Here is a 17,803-nt window from a genome sequence, read left to right as displayed (position 1 = left end):
ACTTCGCTGTACATCGTGCGAATCGCACCTACGGGAACAATAAGAAGGAGAGACCGATGAAATTCAAAACCGCATTGCTTGCGGCGCTGCTGTTGCCTACCGTTGCTATCGCGCAGGGATACGACCCAGCGACAGGCCAGCGATTCGACGCCTATGGTCGACCGCTTCCGTCACTTGCTGAGTTGTGTCGTGAAGGCCAGATGGCAGGCGGCCCAATCACATTTCAGTGCGCCCAATACGACCTTCGCTTCAATCGAGAAGGCGAACGGCTCGTGCGCTACAACTTCGACAAGTGGGGCTACAACATATTGGACAACGGTGTGACCGAGCACGACGCGCAGCGCCTAGACTCCGATCAGGCGTTTCGCGCGAAGTATATCAAGCAGCACGGTTACGAGAAGTACAAGATACAACGCGCGTCGGCAGAGGCCAGTATCAAACCATTTGCTAAAGATCAAAATGATCAGCAATGCCGCACAGATGCAGATACGGCATATCAGGTCGCGCAGGCAAGCGCCAACGGAGTGCCCATAGAGAAGACTCGTGCCGCAATGGCGAAGTCGCTGGACGGAATTCACGTTTCGACGGAAACTTACAACGACTATATCGGTATGGTGAATCGGGCATACGCGTGGCAGAAACACGGCTACACGCTCGACCAAATTCGAAATGGTGAATATCAAGCCTGTAAGGGAACGCCAGTGTTGGACGTCCCATAAAGAGAGCGAAGTCAACACCATCGCGTGATCGTGGTGTTCTGAAAATTGGCCGGATTGACCGGGGTGCAGAAAATGAACGACGAGGAACCGCGCAACATGGGAAATTGTGCTCTCTGCGGACAGCGGAGAGATTTGAAGAATAGCCATCTGATGCCGAAGTGGGCATACAAGCGGTTACAGATGACAGATCGCGGTCGTCAAGACCCGATAGCGATTGAGAATGGCTCGGCCACAATAACGAGCCGTCAAGTGACGAAGCATCTGTTGTGCGGGGAGTGCGAGCAGCGATTCAGCACGCGCGAAGACTATGTGTCTGGTTTGTCGGCTGTTGACCCAGTGGGAACGCTCAACATCTTGAGCAATGTAACGCGTCCAGACCCTCGCGTGACTAATGTCGTTCAGCTCAAAGCTGAAGTTGATACTGAAGCGATTGCCTATTTTGCCGCAAGCGTTATCTGGCGCGCTTACGTCATGTTTGATGACTGCAAGCTCGGGAAATATGCCGAGCCGTTAAGGCGGTACTTGCTGGGAGAGATGGATTTCCCGTCCGAAATGTCCATGAGCATGGCGATACTTGAACCATCTAGCCTGCTAAAGCGGCCAGAAGGCTACTTCACCATGCCGTCATCAGTGAAAACACCATACGGGTGGCTGCATGGATTTACTGTCTGCGGATTGGCATTTCAGTGCTACATCAGTGGCACGCTTGACCCGCAGTTGAAGCTCGTCAGCTTAATCGGCGATAACCCGGAAAAGTATGCCTTATTACGGAAGCCAGAGAATTTCATACACTTCCATGAGGTGCAGAGGGTAGCTGCTGCCGCAACGCCTCGCGGCAAGTTGGCGCTACTCGGTTTGTGGAAGTAACTGCCGCGTGAGGGCAGTCCAACACGCTTGGCGTGGCCCACACGCTCACGGCGCGACTCGTAGAGGACGGGAGCAACGGTAGGCGTGCATCGCACCGGAAGGCGCGAAGCTCAGAATTTCGCAAAAACGTTCTGTATGAGCATTTCGATGTGTGCGGACGCTCTTTGCTCACCGACTACCAAAGAATTCGGGTGGCCGCAGCCGTTCCTCAGTTTCAAACAAACCTCAAGTTCTTCCTTTACGCTCTTTCCGATCACCGACAACGCGGCGAGCACCTGCAAGAAATCAAATTCCTTCATTCGCGCGAGGTCATCTTGTGTCTTGGCGGCCTTCCATTTAGCTTCGCGACGCACCGCCTCAGCGTTAAAGTTATTCAGGCATGTGCTCAACACGTGGTCGTACAGCACGGACACCGCGCCAACCCATGACAGCACTATCGCGGAACGGTATAGCCTCGCCTCCAAAGCTTTAATCGATTCTTCTACAAACGTTCGTGTCGTCTCATTGGTTATCGTGGCCAATTGCTTGCGAAGGCCGTTTGCCACTATCTCGGTCACAGGCGGCAAGAGTGGACCCGCGATTTCGGCTACAAGCTTCCTTCCTGCGGCCGTCAACTCCCATCCAGTCGCGATGCGAACCGCGAGGGTCTTTGCGTTGGAGAAGTGGCGTGAGATGTTCCAGCTTTTGGCGGCCCGAAGTCCAAGGCCGATAGCGAGTTCCTTTACCTCTGATACCTGCTTAGGGCACAACGGCTCGTGCGCCAAACAGATCAGCAACTTGTTGCGATCCGTTATGTCTGATCGCGCAAGCAATTCTTTGATCGTTTCGTTATCCAGCAAGCCGTGCCTCCAACTCTTGCTTGCATGCCGCAGTCAATGCGTAGTTATCCTTGGATGGCTCGTTTAGCTTGCCGTCCTTCACAAGGCCGTGAAGACTCCGGGTGAGATTGTTCAGGTGGGCGGGACGGAAATACTGAGTTGCGCTCTTCATTTCATCCAGCACTTGCTGTCTGCTGAAGAGCTGGAGATTCTGGACGAGGGCGAGCCGTGCCGCAGCGGCCAAGACAAGATCAGGGCCCTTTTTGACTTGAAGTCGTGCTGCGATCGTATTTGTCGTCCCTTGTAGAGGCTCGTGCTTCAAGCCTTCCGAGCCGTTCAAGGTGCTGGGGTTCGTTGCTTTTGGCAGATCACTGTCCGAAGCCCCGTCCGCTTGTGAGCGCTGGTATAGATCAGAGACTGCCGACAATAGGGCGGGCAACTCTTCCTTTAAGAACGTCTCCGAGCCTTCATATTCAACTTCGATTGCGCCAAGCTTGATTCTGATTTTGCTGGTCGTCACTGTAGTTGCCCCGATTGTCATTACGTTTTCGGTAAAACAGCCTCAAACGTAGAAAATGTCGCGCAAAGCGGAAGTTTTTGCAATAGCCGTACATATACGACTCGGTGAGGAAGGTTGGCGCACGGAGCGCGGCGGGCCGCTGCCGCTCGCCGCGCAATTCCTACAAAAAGTTTACAGTATTGCCACCAGATCGTCCGCGCGCAGGTGAACGTATCGCTGGAGCATCTTCAAGTCCTTATGACCGGAGAGCGTCGCCAACTGGATCGGGTTCCAGCCCTTCTCGCGCGCTAACCGACTCAGGCATGTGTGGCGGCAGTCATGGAAATGGAAGTCGGCAATCTTGCATCGCTTCACGAGCCGGATGAACTGGCGCTTGAGCGTTTCGCTCGTCAACCCGGCAAACACGCGCTCCGTGTCCCGGTCGAGCGGTTCCAGCGCGGCGAGCGCCTTGGCCGACAGTGGAACATCACGCGGCACGTCCGTTTTCGTTCGTGGTAGGCGGATTACGCGCCTGTCCCAATCAATGTCAGTCCACCGCGCATTAATAATCTCGCCGGCCCGCATCGCCGTTTCGAGCGCGAACACGATGCAGGGATGAAGGTACGCGTTCTGCGCGCGGCGAGCTTCGGCCAACAGCACCTTCTCTTCTTTCGGCTTCAAAATGCGATCACGGTGCGGCGGACTTTTCGGGCGGGCCACCTTGAACACGGGTATATCGCAGCCCCATTCGGCACGCGCTAGATTGATCGCACTGAGAAGAAGGTTTTGTTGCCGCGCGACCGAAGACCCGGCCCGACCCTCCATCTGCGAGTCGCGCCATGCGGCAACCTTCGCAGCATCCAGTTGCCCTAGCGGAGTCGATATAAACTCGCGGCACTCACGGAGCCATCGCCGCAGTGTGAGCACTTCGATGTCACCGCCGCGCTTCTTCGGGCTTACGTCGCTCGCGTACCGCCGCAGCACGTCCGCAAGAGTGTTCAGGCCGTCCGGCTGCACCTTCGTGGCCTTCGGTAGCTCCCCGCGATCCAACGCCGCTTCGGTCGCTCGCACCCACACGGCTGCGTCCTTCTTCTCACGGAAGCTACGCGATTGGGGCGGGACTCCCTTCCGCCGCACCTTCGCCTGATATGTTATCGCCCCATTTTTTGCTACATACTTGCTGATCGTTCCCATCTGCGTCACTTCGCGCCAGGAGTCCTGTACGCGTCCTATGAACGCAGAAATCAGCCGGAAGGCCGCGCCGCTATTGGATCTCTTACACCCCTCCGAAGGCAGGGGTTGCTGGTTCGATCCCAGCCGGGCGCGCCATCCCTATTTCCGTAGTCATCCCCTGAAATCCTGAAAAGCCGCGCCAGATAAGGCGTTGCGGGATTTTTGCGTCCGGGGAAATCCGGCCAAAGCCGGCGTTTGCATGTACCCAAAATGGGGGTTCCTCGATTTTGCCATTTTGGGTACGAGATCATGGGGCAACTCACTGATTTAAAAGTAAAAAACGCCGAGCACTGCGCGAAGGATTACTTCCTGTCGGATGGCGATGGTTTGTTCCTGCACGTGCGGCCGACGCGCAAGGTTTGGGTCTATCGCTATACGCGCGACGGGAGAAGCATCAAGCTGTCGCTTGGTCGTTATCCGATTGTGTCGCTGGCGGCGGCGCGGCGGAAGGCCCGAGAGGAAATGAAGCGGCGAGAGAACGGGATTGACCCCCAAAGAGCTCGGCGCGAGAAGCGGGAGCAAGAGCAGGCGACTCGGCTCAACACGTTTGAGTTGGTGGCACGAGAGTGGCATAAGGCGTCAGAAAAGGATCGCCAGTGGTCTGCTGGTTACGCCGAGAAAATCATCCGCTACCTGGAACTGCACGTGTTTCCCTGGGTGGGGCGACTTGCGGTGGAGGAGATCAAACCGACCGAAGTTGTGCGTTGTCTCCACCGCATCAAAGAGCGCGGCAATCTTGAAACCGCGATGCGGGTACGCGAGACGATTCAGCACGTGTATCAGTACGCAGTCGATACCGGCGTTCTGGAACCAGTCAAGAATTTTGTGAACGGCCGTACAGGCGGACTTCCAGCGGTCCGCAGCCGTCATTACCCAGCTATCACTGATCCGGAGCAGCTTGGACAACTGCTGCGCGATATTCGAGCCTACAACGGCCATGTAATTACCCGTGCGGCATTGCAGCTCGCCGGGAATATCTCGGATGGGACAGGGAGGTGATCGAGCGCCATCTCGCCCACGCATCGAGCGAGGAGCTGGGTGATAGCTACGATCGCGCAACGTTTCTTGAACAGCGTCGTGAAATGGTTCAGGACTGGGCCGATTTTCTCGATGAACTAGCGGCGGGGAACGTTCCGAAACCTGCTAGGACACTGCGCTTGGTGAGCAGGACTGCGTGAGGCGTCATCCCCTAGAGATTTTCGGTGTCTGGGCTGATCGGAAATCCAAACGTACCTCGTATCGGTGGGATGCTCGGTTTGTTCATTTTCTCGTTCTCTCGCAGTCGCGGAGCGATGTGCGATTGACCATTGCGTACCGGACTAGCCAGTCCTGAATTTTTTCTCGAAGACTGAGCATTTCCCGTCCGCGTAGATCCGCCCGATACTTGCGAATGCTTTTTTTCTTCGGCGACTACGCGCATGGCGTATTTCAGCGTGCCGACACTCACACGGACTCCCGCTTTGGAAATCACGTCGGCGAGTTCCTCGAAGGTATATCCCTTCTTTTGTGCCGCGAGAATGTGCGCCTGGATGGATTTCACCATATCGCGCGTGCTCAGGCGATGTTCGCTTTCGGGCTTTTCGGGCAATGCCGCAAGGGTCTGTGCGGCCGTATCCCGTTGCGTCCGCGTAAAGCTCTTTGCATTCGGCATGATCTGCTCCCTTCGATCACCGTCAGCACATCTTGCAAAGCTGCACGCAGCTCGTCAACACGTGTTTCTAGTGCGAAAAATCGTTATGGAACGTGTCGGACGTGCATGGACAACGCCGGAATTTCGCTTTATTTTTGACGTGTCGCGAGCATGCGACACATATCAAAACGCAAGGAATTTGACCGGCGCATTCAAGACATGCGTAGTCGCACGCGTAAATGAACTCCGCAGACCTCATCGAGCGACCTCGACCAAGCGGCGCATCTAGTCCACGCCCGATTCGCATTTATCTTGGATGCCTTCGCACATCGGGCACGCAAATCATTTGACCGGATGGGGTGAGGTTAACGCACTCGGTACGCAAATTTACGACTGAAACGGGCAACCTCGCGAACTGGTCATGGGTACCTCGCAAACTCGCTTCGTCAATCTCACGAAAATTTTTCGGCTGATACAGGTGGCTTCACGAACGGGGCGCGGGTACCTCACAAATTCACTTGGTCAACCTCACGCAGAAGCTTCGACTAAGCCGCGTGAAAGCGACATAAAAACAAGGGAGGGCAGGATAGGCATGCGCCGGGTTTGGGCGCCATCCACTCTTCGACTTGTCTCTGCCTATGGAAGGAGACACGATCGCCGTGCCGGATGGACACGAAATGCCTCGGAGCAGCTGTATTTGGTTTTTTGGGGGCCGGTGAAGTGAGTCCAGAGAGCGTTATGGCAAGACGATGAATTCACATGTGCGGCGACGGCAGATGGAGTATGCGATTACGCGATGAAAATTTTTCGACGCTCATGGGCGACGACGTAGGACTGCGGCGAGCGTTTGTCGAACTAAATGCGCTGCGGGCGATCATTCTGTGTTTGTTGAGGACTGTGTAGACGTAGGGCGCCAGAGTGGGTGCGACTGGCGCCACAGTTATGCGACTGAGCGACATATATAGTTAGTGTGATTGACCTATACAATTTTGGAGTACCGTCCGACACTTTCGATTCGTGGACTCTTAATCCGTAGGTCGAGTGTTCGAGTCACTCACGTCCCGCTGCTGAATTAAACTGTATTAAATCAATCGCTTACGAGAAATCGTGGTGCATTTTTTCGCCTATATTCCGCATGTGCAGGCATCAAAAACTGGCCTTTGCCGGAAACCCGCCGGAGTTCGAGAATCCAGACCAAGCGTTCTAAAATTGTTCTGGAGCTTGAAATGGCATATATCAGTCAGCGTGGAGCTTACTGGCGTGCGGAGATTCGCCGTCGAGGCTACAAGCCCGTCTACCGCACATTCGACACAAAGCAACAGGCGCAGACGTGGGCGCGACGCGTGGAGGCCGAGATGAAACTCTGGCCAAGAATTGGCCTACCGGACGCTCGCGAGCCTCCGGGGCGCTGATTTCGCAAAATATCGCGATGAACGTCGCGCGATGGGTCGAGCGGAAAACACCATACGGCTGGAGCTACAGATTGTCAGCCATCTCTTCGAGATAGCGCGCAAGGAATGGGGCATGGAAGGCCTACTTAACCCTCTAGACAACATTCGGAAACCGGCCGGGAGCCATAGCCGAGACCGGCGATTGCTTCCAACGGAGTTCGAAAAAGCTTCACTCCCTCCTTCTCGCGAGCCGAAACCCTTGGGCTGGGCCCGCCCTCGAGCTTGCGATCGAGACCAGTCTGCGGCAGGCGGCTTTGTTCTCGATCTGCCGGGAATGGGTGGATGTACGTTGCCGCTTGATCAAATTCCCGCCTGACGCGCGCAGGGCTGTCAACGAGAGCGTACCGGTCGCACTCGCCCTTTCGCAGCGCGCCATCGCGGTCTTCCGTAACTTTGCGGCCATCGCTGAGGGCGTGGACGCTCGGCTAGCTCGATCCTCTCATGGCCCAGCCGACGTCAGGCTCGCCGGATTGAAGGGCCGGGTATTCGGGACAAGTGCCAATGCCGTAATTTGCGTATGGAAGCGGACATTGAAAATCGCCAGCACAGACAATCCAGCAGTAGCCAGCCTCCGCTGGCACGACCTTCGACACGAAGTCACATCGAGGTTGTTTGAGAAAGGGCTTCACCCAATGGGAGTTGCTTCGATAACAGGTCACCGAAGCATGCAGATGTTGAAGCGGTACACTCACCTTAACCCCGAGAGCCTTATCCCAAAGCTCGGGTAAGCTCCCCTCCAATACAAAGTCGCAGAAATGCACTCACCGCCCGCGCATGCCAAAGCAAAAATACGCTAGCCAAGTACTGGACTTATGACCGAGGCGATCCCCGAACTGCCCCTTGTTCCACCTCTGAACGCAGCCCATAATTCAACCATTTGGGGAGCCGGGTATGTTCGTCGGCAACGGTCGCGCCTAGCCGGTGCTCAATCGCTCTTTAGAGGTAATCTGGTTCGCGTTCTGTACAGGCCTGATGCCAGAGCGATGTCGATGTGCGATCGCGAGATGACCGGCGGGTTGCGTTTGACAAGTGTCTGACCCTCCAACCTAAAGCGTCGGGGTTCTTGCCGTACTCCGCACAAATGGGCGTGCTGCCGACAGCCAACGTATGCTTTGACGAGTTTAAACATGAATGGGGAGCAGGAGTCATTGAGCCTTAGCGAACGAGATATTTGTACCAAATTGATCACGCCAGCGGTCGTTACTGCCGGCTGGGACGTCAATACGCAGCTACGAGAAGAGGTCACCCTCACAGATGGCCGAGTTATCGTGCGTGGCAAAATGTCCACGCGCGGACGGAAGCTACGCGCGGATTACGTTCTGTACCACAGTCCCAATGTGCCATTGGCTGTGATTGAAGCCAAGGATCAATCGCACACCGCATCTGATGGCATTCAACAAGCTCTCGTTTACGCTGAAATGCTCGATGTACCGTTTGTCTTTTCATCAAACGGCGCCCGGTTCATCTTTCATGACAAAACGGCTACAGATGGCCAGGTCGAGCGCGAGATTGCGATGGACGAGTTTCCGAGTCCAGCGCTTCTTTGGGCAAAGTATCAAAGTTGGAAAGGCTTAAGCCCGGAATCTTCGCGTCTGGTCGAACAGCAATATCACGTGGGCGTTGACGGCCGCTCTCCTCGGTACTATCAGGCAACCGCAGTCAACCGCGCTGTAACTGCTGTCGCGAAAGGTCAGAGCCGCATTTTACTCGTCATGGCGACCGGGACTGGCAAGACCTATACTGCCTTCCAGATAATATGGCGACTTTGGAAAGCAAAAGCGAAGAAACGAGTATTGTTTTTGGCAGACAGAAACATTCTCGTCGATCAGACCAAAGGCAACGACTTTACGCCTTTTGGCGGAGCTATGACGAAGGTAATAAATCGTCAGGTTGATAAGTCCTACGAAATTTTTCTCGCCCTTTATCAAGCAGTTTCGGGGAGCAGTGACGAGCAAAATATCTACAAACAGTTTTCTCCGGATTTTTTTGACCTAATCATAATCGATGAGTGTCATAGGGGCAGTGCTGCGGACGATTCAGCGTGGCGCGAAATTCTTACGTATTTTTCCAGCGCAACTCAGATCGGAATGACCGCGACTCCCAAAGAGACGACGGAAGTATCCAACATCGACTACTTTGGCGATCCTGTTTATACATATTCGCTCCGTCAAGGAATCGAGGACGGCTTTCTCGCTCCGTATAAGGTTATTCGTTACGATTTGGATCTGGACCTGACGGGTTACCGCCCCGAAGCCGGAATGGTTGATCGATTTGGGTACGAGATAGAAGATCGCATTTACGTTCAGCGCGATGTTGATACCAAAATCGTCTTCGATCCTCGTACAAGTCTTGTTGCTGAGAAAGTCACTGAATTCCTCAAAGCAAACGACCGCTTCGGAAAAACTATTGTGTTTTGCGAGGACACGGAGCATGCCGACCGGATGAGGAAGGCCCTTGCAAACGCGAATGCTGATCTAGTAGCGGAAAACTATCGCTATGTCGTCAGAATGACGGGGGACGACCCGACTGGAACCGCAGAACTCGATAATTTCATTGATCCGTTCTCGCCGTATCCTGTAATAGCAACCACATCAAAACTGCTGACAACCGGTGTCGACGTAAAGACTTGCAGACTGATTGTTCTTGATCAACGAATTCGCTCGATGACTGAGTTTAAGCAGATCATCGGCCGTGGCACTCGGATTGACGAGAATCATGGCAAGCGCTTTTTTACGATAATGGATTTCAAGCGGGCAACGGAGCTGTTTGCTGACGCTGCATTCGATGGCGACCCAGTGCAAATTTTTGAACCGAATCTCGAGAGCCCACTGTCGGATCTCGAGTCCGGATTAGACAGCGCCAATCTTACTGAATCTTCAACTGAGCCATTTGAAGATAGCCTCCAGCCGCGTAAATATTATATAGATGGCGTAACAGTAGAAGTGCTTGCTCGCCGCGTGCAGTATTTGGATGCTCAAGGTAAGTTAATCACTGTCGCGCTCAGCGCTTACGTTAAGCAGAAGCTTCAGCAGAGATACACTACCTTGGGAAATTTTCTAACTCGTTGGACTACAGCCGAGCGGAAACAAGCTGTACTAAACGAGATAGAGGAGCTTGGGGTGCCCCTCGACGCATTGCGCGAGGAGGCCGCGAACGGCGAACGATATGATGTCTTCGATTTGGTCTGCCACCTCGCGTTTGACCGCCCTCTCACGACTCGAAAAGAGCGAGCGGCACGCGTAAGGAGTCGCGATCCGTTTTCGGGCTACGGCGAGGCTGCAAGGATGGTCCTTTACGCACTTCTCGAAAAATATGCCGACGATGACAGTGTTGCGCTTGAGAGCGGCAAGATCCTGCACCTGAAGCCGTTTGACAAAATAGGAACACCTGTACAGATTATCCGTAACATTTTCGGCGGTAAAGACAACTACCAAGCCGCAATTCGCGAGCTTGAATCACAGATTTATGCGGAGGCCTGATATGGCAGACGTATCGAATGTCCTAAAGGCGATCCAAGACACAATGCGTAAAGACGCTGGCGTAGATGGCGACGCGCAGCGCATTGGTCAACTTGTTTGGATGTTTTTCCTAAAAATCTTTGACGATAGAGAGGAGGAGCTCGTTCTTCTCGACGAGGAATATCGTTCGCCTATACCGGAAAATCTTCGCTGGTCGGCTTGGGCTGCAGACGTAGAAGGAATAACCGGGGACGATCTACTTTTGTTTGTTAATAATGAGCTTTTCCCAGGCTTAAAGAACATCAATATTGATGTGGCGGAACGCTCTCGCGCTCTCGTGGTTCATGGAGTCTTTCAGGACGCTATAAACTATATGAAATCTGGGACGCTGCTACGTCAAGTAATTAATAAAATCAACACCGTTGATTTTAATAACTTAGGTGACAGGCACACGTTCGGCGATGTGTATGAGCAGATTCTGCGCGATTTGCAAAGTGCCGGAAATGCGGGAGAATTTTACACTCCTCGAGCCTTGACTCAGTTCATGGTCGAAATGGTAGATCCTAAACTGTCGGATATAGTTTTTGATCCGGCCTGCGGTACCGGCGGCTTCCTTTCCTGCGCGGTGGACCATAAGACTGATCTGTATGTGAACGGTGAAGATGATTACGAAGTTTTGCAGTCTTCAATACGTGGCGTAGAGAAGAAAGCTCTTCCTCATTTGCTTTGTACAACCAATATGATGCTGCACGGAATCGAAAGCCCGACAAGCATCGTCCGAGGAAATACGCTGAGCAAACCAATTAAAGATCACCCTCTTCGCAAAAAAGTTGATGTCATACTTACCAATCCCCCCTTCGGCGGAATCGAAGAGGATGGCATTGAACGGAATGTCCCTCAGCTTTTTCAGACTCGAGAGACGGCGGATCTGTTCTTGGTCTTGATAATAGAACTCCTCAAAGATGGCGGTCGCGCAGCTGTCGTCTTGCCCGACGGCACGCTGTTCGGAGAGGGCACGAAGACACGCATCAAAGAAAAGCTTCTAGCGGAATGCAATCTACATACAATCGTTCGACTGCCGAACGGCGTTTTCAATCCGTACACCGGCATCAAGACCAATCTTCTGTTTTTTGAGAAGGGTAGTCCAACTAAAGACGTATGGTTCTACGAACATCCGTATCCAGACGGCTATAAAAACTACTCCAAGTCCCGCCCTATCCGACTCGAAGAGTTTGACTCTGAGAAGGCATGGTGGGGGGACGCTACGCGCGCAGGAAGAAAGCAAACCCAGAATAGCTGGAAGGTCGGTATTGAAGACATAAAGGCTCGTGGATATAACTTAGACATCCCCAATCCATTTAAGCCGGACGCGGATGCGCGCAGCATCGACGAGCTAACGAAAGCATACGATCATAGTCAGCATCAACTGGTCCAAGCTAGTTCAGCCTTGCTAACCGCGCTTCAGTCTGCGTTGGGTCAATTCGAGCGGTCCGAATGATGGTAAGTGAACTTTTTAAACGTCTTGCTAGCTTGAGCGCGTTGCCTGGCGCCGATCGCTATCTGCATCAGCTCGCCTTGGAACTTGCCGTCGGTGGCGCGTTCGTGGCCGGCCGTGCTCCGGGAAAGACTGGAAACAGGCTTCGATTGGATGATGTAGCTCAACTGCTCACCGGTACTAGTGTAAATGCGGCGGAGAAAGAACTGCGTTATATGGGTTTGACCGACGGTCTGCCCTACATAGCAACAAAGGACGTCGCGCTTAACACTGGTGTGATCGACTACCACAACGGAGTCCGCATTCCGGAAGGCGAAGCGGGGTTCAAGGTTGCGCCAACAGGATCAGTACTAATCTGCGCGGAAGGAGGGAGTGCAGGCAGAAAAGTGGGGCTTACCGATCAGCCTGTATGCTTCGGAAACAAGCTCTACGCTTTGGTCGCCGGGCCCAATGTGCTGCCGGTGTATTTGAGTTATGTCCTGCGGAGTCAAGACTTTTACACGCAGTTCCAGAGCAACATGTCCGGCATTATCGGCGGCGTATCGCTTAAGAAATTCAGAGAGCTGGCGATCCCCGTCCCCTCGCTTGAGGACCAAGCCGCCACGATTGAAGCCTTTAGTTCCGTCGAGGAAGCTCTAGCAAATGTCGAAGACAGGCGACTCGACGAGCGAAAAGCGCAGAAAACGGCAGTAACAGCGGCTCTTCGCGCACTTGTCGAAGCCGACGATCACGACCAAGTCAAGGACGCTTGGTCTGAAATCAGTCATCACTTCGAGTTTTGGTTCGATGACGCCGAGGCGCTTAAACAACTTCGCGCCGCTATCATTGACGTTGCGATGAAAGGGCTGCTTGTCCGCGAAGACGGCAAGCCGGTGGTAGACACAACTCTTTCGACTTTGACTGCTTTTGGACCTAAAAATGGCTTTTCACCGAAGCCGGTTTCGGGGCCGACTGACACAAAGACAATGTCGTTGTCAGCCGTTACGAAGGGCACGTTTGACGCGAGCGCGTTCAAGTACGTACAGGATCGTCCCGCGCCTGATTCCGACCTCTGGGTCAGACCGAACGACATCTTACTGCAGCGCGCTAACACGATAGAGTACGTTGGAGTCTCTGCGGTCTACACCGGCATGCTTGGAGAGTTCATTTACCCTGATCTGATAATGCGGATCACGCCTAAACTTGGCGTGGATAGTCGTTTTCTGCACCTCGCGCTGTCTTGCTCGAGAGCACGCGCTCATATGAGAGAGCGGGCCAGTGGAACGTCTGGAACGATGCCAAAGATCAATCAAGCCACCGTGCGATCTGTACCCATACGGCTACCGTCTTTCGAGCAACAGCAACGTATTGTCGCTATGGTTGATAGCCTTATGACCGTTTGCACGACAGTCGAGCAGGCAATTGAAGACCGGGCAAAACATGGGTTGGAATTGCTCTCTGCTTGGGTTGCTCGTGGATCAAAGGCTGAATTGCACCAGAACGATTCCGGAGGGAAGGCGGCCGAGTCAGCCGCCGACGCTCCTAGCGAAGAACTTCAATCGTTCAGCAGCGCGGCTGTCGGACGGCCGTTCGATCTAAGCCTGAGACACGATGATGACCGGGCCTTTGAAGCTGTATTGGTCTCGGCTGTCGTGAGCGCGTTCTATGAAAAATCGGAAGAGCCTTTAGGAAACTTCCGTTTACAAAAGGCCGTGTATTTTGCGCGTCGCCGAATGGGTGATAGTCGGGTCAATAGCGACTATCTTCGGAAGGCTGCTGGTCCCTACAATCCGAAGATGCGCTACTCGGGCGGCATCGCTGTTGCAAAAGCGCAGGGATGGATAAAGGAAACGAAGGGGCGCTTCGGATTTGGCCACATAAGAGGCTCTAATGCCGCATATGCAAAAGCAAGCAAAGAAATTCAATCTATCGTGAATTGGGTGCGAGATACCTTTGCTCTTCGGAAAAATGACGACTGGGAACGTCTCGCGACCGTTGACTACGCGACGTGGACACTTGGCAATGAAGGTCAGCCCGTCACGCCGAAACGCATTCTTGATTACATCAGCGATCTAGACGTCTGGCGACACAAGATCGCTAAGCTCAATTTGACGGAGTTCAGCGTCCAGTCGGCAATGCTCGAACTCAGTAAGTTATTCGCGACTGATTTGAAGGCGTCTAAGCGTGTCTGTAAATAAATGGTGCGAGGACGATGAGCATTCCGGCTACCAGCTTCGCCAGACGTTTAATGCATGGCTTGACAGTGACGATGATGAGGCAGTCGCCGTCCTCAAGACGCTAGGTATCGGTCGTATCGTCGCCGCCCCTAGCAAGGCACTCTTTGCAGGAGATCGCGTTGCTTACCACGAGGAACTCGAGCGGTTTCAAACTCGTCGCTTGGATAGCGCACTTGGTCAAGACCGCATCGATGATCATTGGGTCGGAAAAAATCGTGCACATTTCAATGCGCTACTTGAGCCACTAACTGCGCGTCATGTCATCCCTTTTGTCGGGGCCGGCATTTCGTGTGCATCGTCTCTACCGAGTTGGACAGCTCATGTACTGCATCAGGCAAAGAGCGCGGGTTTGGATACGAATGCCACGGCGGCTCGTCTGGGAAATGGAGAATATGAAGCCGTCGTCGATGACATCGTAGCCTTGAGGGGTGAAGGTCTGTTTGCTCAGGAAATGCGTGACGCATTCGATGGCGCGACTTCAAACTTGCAGCTCGCGAAGATGGTCGTTCAACTCACAAGAAGCGTCATCGTTACAACAAACTACGACCGCGTCTTGGAGCAAGCATTGTCTGCAATCGGGGAGGCCTCGGTAGAACTGTTGACTGCCGGGGAGGAAAACGCTCGCCTGATACGCGCCCAATCAAATGGACAACGCGCGCTGCTCAAGGTGCATGGTGACATACGTTTACCAACGACTTGGATCCTAAGCGCCAAGCAGTACGACGCGAACTATGGGCTTGGCATACCAGACATGAAATTGCCGCTGCCTCGAAAACTAAGACACATCTTCGAGCACGGTTCGATCCTCTTTCTCGGCTGCAGCTTAGTGGGAGACAGGACGCTTAGGGTTTTTGAAAACTTGGTCGCCGAAGCTGGGCTAGCCAATGTACCGCGGCATTTCGCGATCCTGGAAGCGCCGAAAAGTCCGGTCGATTTAGTTGCACATAATGCTCGCTTAGCCAATCTGAGCATCGACGTCATTTGGTATCCCAATGGAGCCCACGAGTATGTGCAATTGCTGATAAGTGAACTGCTCGAACGAATCGTGTAGGCGCGCTGCACTTACGGGACGGAAGGAATGAGCTTCGTGGACAGGAACACTTGTCCCGCGTGCGGTAAGCTCGCAATTCGATGATCCGCCATAAAAATCCCCAGAGAAATATCCTTATCCGTGAATTCTCCTCACTCCCCACAGGCTGTTTTTTCATATTGGGCCATTAACCGCTATCGGGCAAAACCTCAAATCTGCGTCTTGTTCTGAGACTCTGATTCCGGCAATATAGGTACGTACGGTAGCGCCCACGGGCATCTCTGCGGGTTGCGCTGCACGTTACCAATCGGCAATCTGGCGCACATGCGCGTAAGGGCCTGGAGCGGGTGCCGACGCACCGTAACAATTTGTTGCAAATAATTAGAGCGACACTGACGTGGCGCTGGAAGTCGTACCCGATAAAAAGTTAGTTGGTTTGCGCCTTAATTGGCGGGCCTCCCGCCAATTCTTTCGATCCCAGCCGGGAGCGGTATCCACGAAAGTAGGGTTTCAGGCCAACGCAATGCGGCAACCCACATCCGTTTTACTACGAGAGATTGATGCGCTGAACCGGGATGCAGTCGTCCTGTCCGTGATCACGGACGCGGACGACATGCTGAACCGGGTCGCGCATGCGCATCCGCACGGCGAGATCTTTCTTTTGCGTTCGGGCTATGTGAAATCGGTATCGGATGCGGGGCAGTGGCTGATTCCGGCGGGGCATCTCTGCTGGATACCACCCGGCGCATCGCACGGCGCCGAGATAGAGCAGGCGCACGGCGTGCGCATCCATCTTTCGGGGGCGTTATGTACTAGCTTGCCGCTGGTTCCGCGAGTGCTCGCGGCTACGTCGCTTGTCGCGGCGCTGGTCGATCGCCTGGCGGCGCACGCGGGGCCGCGCAGTTCGCTGTCGCCGCAAGAGAGCCGGCTGGTGGCCGTGCTGTGCGACGAGATTAGCGGTGCGCGCGATGTACCGATCGTCCTGCCGATGCCGCGGGATACGTCGCTGCGGCGTGTGGCCGAACGATGGCTGCGCCAGCCGGACGACAGTGCGGGGCTCGACGAGTTGGCGGCCGGGGCCAACATGTCCCGTCGCAGCCTGACTCGCAATTTCAAGGCGGAAACGGGTTTGTCAGTAGGTCTCTGGCGACAGATCGCACGCCTGATATACGGTATCGAGCTGCTGGCTGCCGGAAAATCCGTGACGGAGACGGCCTTTACGCTGGGCTACGACAGTGTGAGCAGTTTCGCGGTGCTATGCCAGCGGCACACCGGTTTGAGTCCCGGTGCGCTTGCCAGTGCGGTCATGGGCTCGCGCCGCGTTTTGCCGTGACCGCTATGGGGTGCCTTCCATGATCCGGTTACCTGTTCAGGACGTTACGATTTAGCCATGGCCCTACGCCGGATTCATCCGGCTTGGGATAAGGCCAGTTCCGTGCCGCAAAATATTTGGCGAGCACCTGATCAATACTTGCCGTCGTCTGGTCGACTTCTTTCGGTAGACCATCTTTCTTCAAAGCACTCAAACCGTCACCCACTAACGCCGGAGCGGTAAACCCGGCGCCTGGCATGCTGCCGGTCGAGCCATCGGTCTCGAAGCTTAGAAGCGGCGTACTGCCCTCGGCTCCAGGTTCGTACAGAGAGACGCTTACCCGCAAGACCGCCTTGCCGGCGCCATAGCCGACGAGCGCACGAAGCGCCTTGCTCCCGCTACGAACATCGAGAATGCGGCATCGAAGTATCAGATCAGCCGGCCTGCCTGCCGATACGGCGGAAATCTGCCGGGAGGCGAGGAGCTTCGAAATGCTCTGCGAGAGCGCTGCCGATGCCATTTGAGCATCTGCAAGCTGTCTCTTGCGTCGGGATACTTTCTTCGGCGCAGGGCTGTCGTTTTCCACGATTACGGCAATCGTCTGCGGAGGCCTGAGCGGGATATTCGGCGCCAGGCTTGCGACCGGTCCCACCCTGGTCCCGGCGCAACCCGCGACAAGCAAGGCGATTCCTATTGTCAGAAAACATGCCAAACGTACCAAACGGGAACTGGCCATGAGCAACTTAGCCTTCAATAAACGCATCGCCAGATGATGTCTCGACCACGGACTATCCGCTGCGAGAATTCGGCCAGATCGCGATGGTTTTGGGCCAGATACTCGCCAATTCGGCTACGTCCAGCAGGATGACCAATGGCTCATTCGAGCACTACTTGCGCTTTGCGTGTCGTGTCGGGCGTTGCCCCGCGAATCAAGAATCAAGGCATCGTTTTTTTAGGTACGCCACCTCCGTACACAGGTACTCGTTCTTGTTGAGCCATTGCTCACGGGTTCGGGTATAGCCGCGGCGCAAATCCGGCGCGCGCTTGTGCGGATTCGCGGACATCCTGATCGGCC

The 17,803-nt window shown here is 54.4% G+C and carries 14 protein-coding genes; 9 read left to right on the top strand and 5 right to left on the bottom strand.

All coding sequences use genetic code 11. From position 1 onward, the window contains the following. The first annotated feature begins 56 nt into the window (after positions 1-56). Positions 57-719, top strand: a complete 663-nt coding sequence (locus CY652_RS13080; protein WP_146010090.1) for a hypothetical protein — start codon at positions 57-59, stop codon at positions 717-719. Between the two features lie 72 nt (positions 720-791). Beyond that, positions 792-1,586 (top strand): hypothetical protein, encoded by a 795-nt coding sequence (locus CY652_RS24025; RefSeq protein ID WP_146010089.1) that lies wholly within the window; start codon positions 792-794, stop codon positions 1,584-1,586. Positions 1,587-1,696: 110 nt separating this feature from the next. Here the strand turns inward: CY652_RS24025 and CY652_RS24660 are convergent, their stop codons facing one another. The 3 genes from CY652_RS24660 to CY652_RS13060 all read right to left on the bottom strand — a co-directional run bounded on the left by CY652_RS24660 (position 1,697) and on the right by CY652_RS13060 (position 4,097). Next, entirely contained in the window at positions 1,697-2,425 is a 729-nt protein-coding gene (locus CY652_RS24660) for a hypothetical protein (protein ID WP_219723733.1), read from the bottom strand. Continuing rightward, the gene (locus tag CY652_RS13065; RefSeq protein ID WP_102131137.1) at positions 2,415-2,945 is read right to left on the bottom strand and encodes a hypothetical protein; all 531 of its coding nucleotides are present in this window, start codon (positions 2,943-2,945) and stop codon (positions 2,415-2,417) included. The genes CY652_RS24660 and CY652_RS13065 overlap by 11 nt, the downstream gene beginning before the upstream one ends. A gap of 150 nt (positions 2,946-3,095) precedes the next feature. Next, positions 3,096-4,097 (bottom strand): tyrosine-type recombinase/integrase, encoded by a 1,002-nt coding sequence (locus CY652_RS13060; protein WP_146010088.1) that lies wholly within the window; start codon positions 4,095-4,097, stop codon positions 3,096-3,098. Between the two features lie 288 nt (positions 4,098-4,385). Here CY652_RS13060 and CY652_RS13050 point away from each other — a divergent pair, with 288 nt between their 5' ends. After that, positions 4,386-5,135 (top strand): tyrosine-type recombinase/integrase, encoded by a 750-nt coding sequence (locus CY652_RS13050; protein WP_258002301.1) that lies wholly within the window; start codon positions 4,386-4,388, stop codon positions 5,133-5,135. A 190-nt stretch (positions 5,136-5,325) separates the two neighbouring features. Here the strand turns inward: CY652_RS13050 and CY652_RS24020 are convergent, their stop codons facing one another. Then, positions 5,326-5,787: a hypothetical protein gene (locus CY652_RS24020; RefSeq protein ID WP_146010087.1), complete on the bottom strand. Its 462-nt coding sequence runs from the start codon at positions 5,785-5,787 to the stop codon at positions 5,326-5,328. A gap of 1,684 nt (positions 5,788-7,471) precedes the next feature. Between CY652_RS24020 and CY652_RS13040 the strand changes: the two genes are divergently transcribed. The 6 genes from CY652_RS13040 to CY652_RS13015 all read left to right on the top strand — a co-directional run bounded on the left by CY652_RS13040 (position 7,472) and on the right by CY652_RS13015 (position 16,749). Then, the gene (locus CY652_RS13040; protein WP_258002300.1) at positions 7,472-7,945 is read left to right on the top strand and encodes a tyrosine-type recombinase/integrase; all 474 of its coding nucleotides are present in this window, start codon (positions 7,472-7,474) and stop codon (positions 7,943-7,945) included. Positions 7,946-8,344: 399 nt separating this feature from the next. Further along, on the top strand, positions 8,345-10,696 hold the full coding sequence (hsdR, locus tag CY652_RS13035; RefSeq protein WP_102131134.1) for an EcoAI/FtnUII family type I restriction enzme subunit R: 2,352 nt from the start codon (positions 8,345-8,347) through the stop codon (positions 10,694-10,696). A 1-nt stretch (position 10,697) separates the two neighbouring features. After that, entirely contained in the window at positions 10,698-12,173 is a 1,476-nt protein-coding gene (locus CY652_RS13030) for a class I SAM-dependent DNA methyltransferase (RefSeq protein WP_102131133.1), read from the top strand. Further along, entirely contained in the window at positions 12,170-14,347 is a 2,178-nt protein-coding gene (locus CY652_RS13025; RefSeq protein ID WP_102131132.1) for a restriction endonuclease subunit S, read from the top strand. Before CY652_RS13030 ends, CY652_RS13025 begins: the two co-directional genes overlap by 4 nt. Next, on the top strand, positions 14,334-15,437 hold the full coding sequence (locus CY652_RS24015) for an SIR2 family NAD-dependent protein deacylase (protein WP_146010086.1): 1,104 nt from the start codon (positions 14,334-14,336) through the stop codon (positions 15,435-15,437). The genes CY652_RS13025 and CY652_RS24015 overlap by 14 nt, the downstream gene beginning before the upstream one ends. A 502-nt stretch (positions 15,438-15,939) precedes the next feature. After that, positions 15,940-16,749, top strand: coding sequence for a helix-turn-helix domain-containing protein (locus CY652_RS13015; protein ID WP_102131130.1), 810 nt, complete (start codon positions 15,940-15,942; stop codon positions 16,747-16,749). A 28-nt stretch (positions 16,750-16,777) separates the two neighbouring features. Here the strand turns inward: CY652_RS13015 and CY652_RS13010 are convergent, their stop codons facing one another. Further along, positions 16,778-17,314 (bottom strand): DUF4410 domain-containing protein, encoded by a 537-nt coding sequence (locus CY652_RS13010; protein ID WP_180970570.1) that lies wholly within the window; start codon positions 17,312-17,314, stop codon positions 16,778-16,780. Between the last annotated feature and the right edge of the window lie 489 nt (positions 17,315-17,803).

The sequence above is a fragment of the Burkholderia sp. WAC0059 genome, assembly GCF_002870125.1.
GTDB lineage: Bacteria > Pseudomonadota > Gammaproteobacteria > Burkholderiales > Burkholderiaceae > Paraburkholderia.
This window is presented reverse-complemented; position numbering and strand designations above follow the sequence as displayed.